The following is a 7,764-nucleotide window of genomic DNA, read 5'->3' on the forward strand; positions in this document are numbered from 1 at the left end:
CGCCGGATCCGGCGGCCCCACGGCCCTTCTGCGCTTAATTCAGGTGGGAAAAATCGTGCCGCTTTTTGCGGGCATGGTAGTGGGTGTGGAGCAGCTCGTGGGAGCGCTGGGACAGGGGCGCGCCGAAGAACTCCTCGTAGATGGTCTTGATCTCCGGGTTCTCATGGCTTTTGCGCAGGGGCAGGCTCCGGTCGATCTCATACAAGGCCTGGATACGGGCGTCCCGGACGGCGTTGTTGGTGCCGATGGGCTGTCCGCCTCCGCCGATACAGCCGCCGGGGCAGGCCATGATCTCGATGAAGATATAGTCGGCCTCGCCGCGCTCTACCCGGCGGATAAGCTCCTCGGCGTTCTTCAGACCGTTGGCCACGGCCACCTTCAGGGGGGTGCCGTCGAGGTCAATGGTGGCCTCCTTGATGGCGTTGATGTCGCCCCGTACGGCGTCAAACTCCAGCCGGGGCAGGGTCTTGCCGGTGTAGAGCTCGTAGGCGGTGCGCAGGGCGGCCTCCATAACGCCGCCGGTAGCGCCGAAGATGGCGCCGGCGCCGGAGCCGGTGCCCAGGGGGGAGTCAAACTCACTCTCGGGCAGCACGGACAGGTCCAGGCCCACATAGCGGATGAGCTTGGCCAGCTCCCGGGTGGTCAGGACGTAGTCCACGTCCTGATAGCCGTCCCGGCCCAGCTCGGGGCGGCTGGCCTCGTACTTCTTGGCGGTGCAGGGCATGACGGACACGCTTACCACGTCGTGGGGATCCCAGCCCATCTTCTGGGCATAGTAGGTCTTGGCCACCGCGCCGAACATGGCCTGGGGGCTCTTGGCGGTGGAGAGGTGGTCGATGAGCTCGGGGTGGTGCTTCTCCAGGTAGGTGACCCAGCCGGGGGAGCAGGAGGTGATCATGGGCAGCTCCCCGCCCTCCCGGATGCGCTTGAGCAGCTCGCTGCCCTCCTCCATGATGGTGAGATCGGCGGAAAAGTTGGTGTCGAACACCTTGTCAAAGCCAAGCATCCGCAGGGCAGTGACCATCTTGCCGGTGACGACGGCGCCGGCCTCCATGCCGAACTCGTCCCCCAGGCCCACCCGGACGGAGGGGGCCACCTGGACAATGACGTGCTTGGAGGGGTCCTGGATGGCGGCGGTAACCTCGTTGGTGCAGTCGGTCTCCACGATGGCCCCCACGGGGCACACCAGGGAGCACTGGCCGCACAGCACGCAGTCGGTCTGGTCCATGGGCAGGTCAAAGGCGGTGGTGACCTTGAAGCCGGCGGAGCGGCCGGAGTAGGTCAGGGCGGCGCAGCCCTGGACCTCGGCGCACACCTTCACGCAGCGGCCGCACTTGACGCACTTGGCGGGGTCGCGGACGATGGAGGGGTTGTCGATGCGCAGCGGCTCGTCGGAGGAGATGTCGGGCAGCTCCGGGTGGAGCCGGTTAAAGCGGCGGCAGAGCGCCTGGAGCTCGCAGGAGCCGTTGCGGGCGCAGGAAAGGCAGTTGGTCTTGTGATCGGAGAGGATGAGGTCCAGCACGCCGGTCTGGGCATCGTACACCTTCTTGGAGTCGGTGATGACCTCCATGCCCTCCCACACCACGGTGGAGCAGGCCGCCGTCAGCTTGCGGGAGCCCACCACCTCCACCATGCACATCCGGCAGTGGGCCTTGATGGTCTGGTCCGGGTGGTAGCACAGGTGGGGAATATCGATGTTGAGCATCTTGGCCGCCTCAATGATGCGGGTGCCCGCAGGCACCTCCAGCGGCTGCTTGTTGATTGTGATATGTACCATTTCGCTCATCGGACGGCGACCTCCTCTTTTACGGCAAAGACTTCCGGGAAGCGCTTCATACAGCTCAGCAGGGCGGACTGGGCCGTCTCACCCAGGCCGCACAGGGACGCGCTGGACATAATGTCGGCAAATTTCTTGAGGGTGGCGATGTCCTGGGCGGTGTGGGTGCCCTCGGCCACCTTGTCCAGCAGCAGGGAGATGTGGCGGTTGCCCTCCCGGCAGGGGGTACACTGGCCGCAGCTCTCGTGGGAGAAGAACTCCTGGGTCATGCGCAGAAAGCCGATGACGCTGGTGCGTTCATCCACCACCAGCACCGCGCCGGAGCCGATGGCGGTGAGATCCGCCTGACGCATGCCCTTGTAGGTGTAGGGGGTGTCCAGTTGGGCGGGGGAGCAGATGCGGCCCGACGCGCCGCCAAGCTGCACCAGGCGCAGGGGGTAGTCCTCGTTCTCCATGCCGCCGGCCAGATCATAGACGATCTCCCGGATGGTGATGCCGAAGGGTACCTCGAACACGCCGGGGCGCTTGACGTTGCCGCACACCGAGATCATCTTGGTGCCCGGGCAGTCCGGCGTGCCCTGGCTCTTATAGTAGCCCTCGTCGTCCAGCAACAGGGGGGCCACCAGGGAGAGGGACTCCACGTTGTTGACGCAGGTGGGCAGGTGGAACACGCCGCACTGCTTGATAAACGGGGGCTTCATCCGGGGCCGGCCGGCGTGGCCGCCGATGGACTCGGCCAGGGCGGAGCCCTCGCCGCAGACATAGGCCCCCGCGCCGGAGTAGAGGTGGATGCGGTAGTTCAGCCCGGAGCCCAGAATGTCCTCCCCCAGGTAGCCCGCCGCTTCGCACTGGGCGATGGCGGAGAGCAGCCGGGGCCGCAGGTGGGAGTACTCCTCCCGCAGGTAGATGTATCCGTTGTCCGCCCCCACGGCCCAGCCGGCGATGATCATGCCCTCCAGCAGCTGGAAGGGGTCGTGGGTGAGCAGCTCCCGGTCCTTGAAGGTGCCCGGCTCGCCCTCGTCAGCGTTGCACACTACGCACTTGTGGGCGCCGGGTACCTCCCGGGCCTGCCGCCACTTTTTACCCATGTCGTAGGCCGCGCCGCCCCGGCCCTGGACGCCGTTGGCGGCCAGCACGTCGGCAATGTCGCAGCCCTCCATGGTCAGGGCCTTGCGCAGCGCCCGGAAGCCGCCGATGGATTCATAGCCCTTCAGGCTGTCCGGGTCGTACTTCCCGAAATTCCGGGTGATGAAACAAACCGTCTTGCTCATGTCCGTTCCCCCTTAGTTGAGCTGCTGGAGCATATCCAGGATACGCTCCTCGCTGTCCAGATGGCCGTATACCACGCCGTTGACCCGCACGGCGGGGGACACGTCGCAGGCCCCGAAGCAGGGGACCTGCTCGATGGAAAAGCGGCCGTCATAGGTCACCTGGCCCACCTCCAGATTTAAAAGGCGCTTGAGCCGCTCCAGCAGGGTATCGCTGTCCTTCACCCGGCAGGGGGCGGAGGAGCACACCTCCAGGGTAAACTTGGCCCTGGGCTTGTCGTGAAGGGCGGTATAGAAGGAGATGACATCGTAGACCTGGGTGGGCTTCACCCCCAGGCGCTCCGCCACATAGTAGGCGGCGGCCTCCGGGATGTAGTGCCGCTCCACCGCGGCCTCCACGTCCAGCAGGATGCCCACCAGCTGGGTGGGATCTTCGCCATGGGCGGCGAGAATGCCGTCGATTTTGTCCGCCAGCTCCTGGTCCAGGGTGTCGGCAGTCTGGGTAAAGGGCTTCATAAGGGGCTCCTCCTTATCACATAAAATGAACCCTGTCCTGCGGAGGACATGGGATAATTACCAGAAGGAAAGTGGATAGTTCATCTATTGAACTTTGTAGTTTTTATAAAGTATATCAACATCCCTGGAAAATTGCAACTGGTTCGTTTAAATTTGTATAACCGGGCGAAAACGGGCCATCCTAAAAAAGTTCGATTCAGCAAAATAGACAACAGGAGGTGTGCGCCATGGGCTTTTTTGGTCGGAAGCGTGCCCCCAGCGTACCCCATCCCCGGAAGGAGCCCCGCTTTGACGGGCCGCTGACCTTAGAACGGCTGGAGCAGATCTTCCAGGACTGCGTGGACTTCACCAAGCGTCCGGTGTCCCTGGGGGAGGGCGGCGCGTGCACGCTCACCCTGTGCTACCTCAGCGGCATGGTGAAGATGGAGCGGGTCAGCGACTACGTGCTCCGGCCGCTGGCCCAGGACGAGGCGCTGGCCCGCTGCGGGACTCCCCGGCAGGCCATGGACCGCATGAAGGACGGGGCCCTCTACAACCTGAGCGCGGAGGAGCGTACCCGGCTGGACGCGGCGGTGTTTGATTTGGTGAACGGCTGCTGTCTGCTCCTCTTTCCTGGGGAATCCTCGGTGCTCTCCCTCAACGTGGGCACCGAGGAAAAGCGCTCCATCAGCTCTCCCAGCAACGAGACGGTGCTCAAGGGCTCCCGGGACGCCTTTGTGGAGAGCCTGCGCACCAATACCAGCATCGTCCGCCGCCACCTGAAGGCCCCTGAGCTGCGTATCCGTGAGCAGGTGGTGGGCCGCCAGTCGGTCACGTCGGTGGACATCCTCTATATAGAGGGGCTCACCAATCCCCACCTGGTGGAGCAGGTGGCCGCCCAACTGGCGGACATTGACATCGACGCGGTGCTGGCCACGGGCAATATTGAGGAGTATATCGTCCCCGCCGCCCGCACCGCCTTCCCGCTGGTGCAATATACCGAGCGGTCCGACCGCTTCTGCGCCGGGTTGGCCGAGGGGCGGGTGGGCATCCTCATCGACGGCCTGCCTCTGGGCTACCTGGCCCCCGGCGTGCTGGGGGATTTCCTCCAGGCGCCCCAGGACAAGAGCGAGAGCTGGCTGCTGGCCTCCGCCCTCACCCTGCTGCGCTACCTGTGCATGCTGGGCACCCTGCTTCTGCCCGCCCTCTATGTGGCCATGGTCACCTTCCACCAGGAGATGATTCCCACCCGCCTGGCCCTGTCCATCATTGCCGCCAAGCAGGACGTGCCCTTCCGCTCCGTCTTTGAGGTCATCGTCCTGCTGCTGGCCTTTGAGATTCTCCAGGAGGCGGGGCTACGCCTGCCCCAGTCCATCGGGCAGACCGTGTCTATCATCGGCGGCCTGGTGGTGGGCAGCGCGGCGGTGGAGGCCAAGATCATCTCCCCCGCGGTGCTCATCGTGGTGGCCATCGCGGGGATCGCCGGATACACCATGCCCTCTCAGGAGGTGGCGGGCGCCCTGCGCATCTGGCGGTTCCTGCTGGCCCTGCTGGCCAGCGCGGCGGGCCTGTTCGGCGTGGTGGCCGGCCTGTCGGCGCTGGTGATCCATCTGGCGGGCATTGAAAGCTTCGGCGTGTCCTACCTGACCCCCTTTGCCTCGAATGCCGGGGAGCAGGTGGAGGGGCACGCGGTATTCCGCCAGCCCCTGCCGCGGGTGAAGCAGCGCCCGGCGGCCCTGAAAACCCGAAACCGGAGGAATCAGAAATGAGACGCATAACAGCCCTGCTGCTGGCCGGCCTGGCCGCCCTGACCCTCACCGGCTGCCGCCGTGGGCCCGGCCTGTTGCCCTATGCCCGGGAAATCGAGGACATGGAGCTGATGCAGACCCTGGGCGTGGACCGGGCCGGGGAGGGGCAGGTGGAGGTAACCGCCTCCAGCGGCTCGGGCGATCCGGCGGAGGGGGCGGCCACCGTGGTGTCCGGCCAGGCCGGCACCATCAGCGCCGCCGTGCTGGGGATGCAGGGGGAGGGCTCCTCCTACCTCTACTTCGGCCACGTGGGCCAGCTCCTGCTGGGAGAGGAGCTGGCCAGGCAGGGGGTGGAGCCCGCCCTGGACTATATTCTCCGGGATGTGGAGACCCGGCTGGACACCGCCCTCTATCTGGTGCGGGGCGGCACAGCAGGCAAGGCGATCACAGCAGCGGGGGAGGACGGCTCCGCCGCTGACCGGCTGGAGGCGCTGGCGGAGGACGCGGGTCTGCTGGCCGGTTCCATGCCCCGCACCGTAAAGGACGCCCTCTCGGATCTCTATGCCCAGGGGGCCACCTTTCTCCCGGCGGTAGAGGCGGACGAGGCTCTCACCGCCGCCGGGTATGGCATATTAAAAGGGGACAGCCTGGCCGGCTGGGCTGAGGGGGACGCCGCCCTGGGGGTCAACCTGGTACTGGGCCAGGTGGACGCCGATGTGGTGGAGTTGCCCCTGGATGGAGGCGGGGTGGCGGCCCTGCGTGTGGTGGGGGCCAGGACCTCCGTCCGCCCGGTGATGGACGGGGGCGCCCTTACCGGCCTGTCCCTCACCTGTACGCTGGACGCCAATATGGCGGAGGGGAATTTGGACCTCCGAACGGAGGAGGTACACGCCTCCCTCGAGGCGGTCCTGGCCCAGGTGGAGGAGGCGCGCATCCGGTCCGCGCTGGAACTGGCACAGGAGCTGGACGCGGACTATTTGGGGCTGCTCCGGCGGGCGGCCCTGGCCCGGCCCTGGCACAAGGAGGCGCTGGAAGGGGCCTCTCTGGGCGCGCTGGAGCTGGAGCTGCACGTGACGGCCAAGCTTCAGCGCAGCTATGACGCCGCCCGGTGAGGGCGGCAGCTCAAAGGAAAGGCGGTATACCCATGCCTGACGACCGAATCTCCCTGCGCCAGCTCCTGGCGCTCCTCTTCGCTGCCCTCCTGGCTCCGGCCATCGGCGTGCTGCCCTCCCAGACCGCCGCCCTGGCCGGAGAGGCGGGGTGGCTGTCCGCCCTGGCTGCCCTGCCGGTACTGCTGGGGCTGTGCTGGGTGCTCTTTGCCCTCCTGCGCCCGGCAGGGGAGGGGGCGGGGCTGGCCCAGGTCACCGAGACCGTCCTGGGCAGGGGGTTGGGCAAGGGGGTACTTCTTCTCTATTTATTGTGGGGTCTGCTTCTGCTCAGCGCCAACGCCAGGCTTTTCGCCCTCCGTTTCCTGTCCACCAGTTACCGGAACGCCCCCCTGGGTCTGTTTTTGCTGACCCTGCTGGGGCTCACCCTCTGGCTGGTGCGCAAGCCGGTGCGGGTGCTGGCACGGACCGGAGAGGTGTTCTACCTGGCCCTGGCCATCGGCCTGGGCTTCTCCCTCATCCTGGGCGTACTCCAGGTGGAGCCCCGGCACATCCTTCCCCTGTGGACGGAGGATCTTCCGGGGGTGCTCTCCGCCGCCGTTCCGGTGCTGGGCCTGTTCGGTTATGTGGTCTTTGCCGCCTTCCTGGGGGGGAATGTTACTCGGGGAGAGGGAGACCGCCGCCGTGCGCTATGGTGGGCGGCCGCCTTCTGTCTGGTGCTTACCGCCCTTCAGCTTGTCTGCCTGGGCAACTTCGGGCCCGGGCTGACCGCTCGCATGGACACGCCCTTTTTTATGATGGTAAAGGGGATCGGCATCGAGGGCACCTTCCAACGGGTGGAGTCGGTCATCATCGCCCTCTGGGTGTTCTCTGATCTAGCCCTGCTCAACCTGCTGGCGGGCTCCTGCTCCGTCCTGGCCCAGTCCGTATTCTCTTTAAAGGAGCGCAAGCACGCCGTACTTCCCCTGCTCCTGCTGGCCCTGGCGGGGGCCTGGTTCCTCTTTCCCGACGCCTTTTCCCTGGAGCGGTGGATGGAGGGCCCGGCCAGGATTGGCAGCCTGCTCTTCGGCTTCGGCATCCCTGTTTTGCTCCTGCTGGTAAAAAAGCTGCGCAGGCAGGTATAAGGGTGGCAGATCTTGTGCATGCTATGGATTAGAATACCAGTGATCCGGTCCGGTTTGACAGCCGAGAAAAAAACCTGAAAAAAAGAGAAAAAGGTGTTGACAAAGAGGAGGAAAGCTGGTATTCTAACTGAGCGCCTTACGGAGGGCATGAAAAAGCAGGAAAGCGGACGGAAGAGACCGGGTGGAAGCTGGACGGACTTTCGGAAGCGGGTTGAAAAAAGTGCTTGACAAATGAGTGAGAGCGTG

Annotated in this window: 6 protein-coding genes; 3 read left to right on the plus strand and 3 right to left on the minus strand. The window is 65.5% G+C overall.

Annotation, left to right across the window (positions count from 1 at the left end; translation table 11 throughout):
* Positions 1-34 precede the first annotated feature (34 nt).
* From HMPREF0372_RS07390 to HMPREF0372_RS07400, 3 genes are read right to left on the minus strand one after another with little or no spacing between them, the layout of a single operon-like run.
* Positions 35-1,786 (minus strand): NADH-dependent [FeFe] hydrogenase, group A6, encoded by a 1,752-nt coding sequence (locus HMPREF0372_RS07390; RefSeq protein ID WP_007490310.1) that lies wholly within the window; start codon positions 1,784-1,786, stop codon positions 35-37.
* Positions 1,783-3,048: a complex I 51 kDa subunit family protein gene (locus HMPREF0372_RS07395; protein WP_007490311.1), complete on the minus strand. Its 1,266-nt coding sequence runs from the start codon at positions 3,046-3,048 to the stop codon at positions 1,783-1,785. Before HMPREF0372_RS07395 ends, HMPREF0372_RS07390 begins: the two co-directional genes overlap by 4 nt.
* A gap of 12 nt (positions 3,049-3,060) precedes the next feature.
* On the minus strand, positions 3,061-3,561 hold the full coding sequence (locus tag HMPREF0372_RS07400; protein ID WP_007490312.1) for an NADH-quinone oxidoreductase subunit NuoE family protein: 501 nt from the start codon (positions 3,559-3,561) through the stop codon (positions 3,061-3,063).
* Positions 3,562-3,788: 227 nt separating this feature from the next.
* Here HMPREF0372_RS07400 and HMPREF0372_RS07405 point away from each other — a divergent pair, with 227 nt between their 5' ends.
* From HMPREF0372_RS07405 to HMPREF0372_RS07415, 3 genes are read left to right on the plus strand one after another with little or no spacing between them, the layout of a single operon-like run.
* A complete protein-coding gene (locus HMPREF0372_RS07405) occupies positions 3,789-5,309 on the plus strand; it encodes a spore germination protein (RefSeq protein ID WP_007490313.1) in 1,521 nt (506 codons plus the stop codon).
* Positions 5,306-6,400 carry a Ger(x)C family spore germination protein gene (locus HMPREF0372_RS07410; protein WP_007490315.1) on the plus strand — a complete coding sequence of 365 codons (1,095 nt, stop codon included), beginning with the start codon at positions 5,306-5,308 and terminating at the stop codon, positions 6,398-6,400. Before HMPREF0372_RS07405 ends, HMPREF0372_RS07410 begins: the two co-directional genes overlap by 4 nt.
* Before the next feature lie 32 nt (positions 6,401-6,432).
* Entirely contained in the window at positions 6,433-7,518 is a 1,086-nt protein-coding gene (locus tag HMPREF0372_RS07415; RefSeq protein WP_007490316.1) for a GerAB/ArcD/ProY family transporter, read from the plus strand.
* Positions 7,519-7,764: the final 246 nt, after the last annotated feature.

Source organism: Flavonifractor plautii ATCC 29863, from assembly GCF_000239295.1.
Taxonomy (GTDB): Bacteria; Bacillota; Clostridia; order Oscillospirales; family Oscillospiraceae; genus Flavonifractor; species Flavonifractor plautii.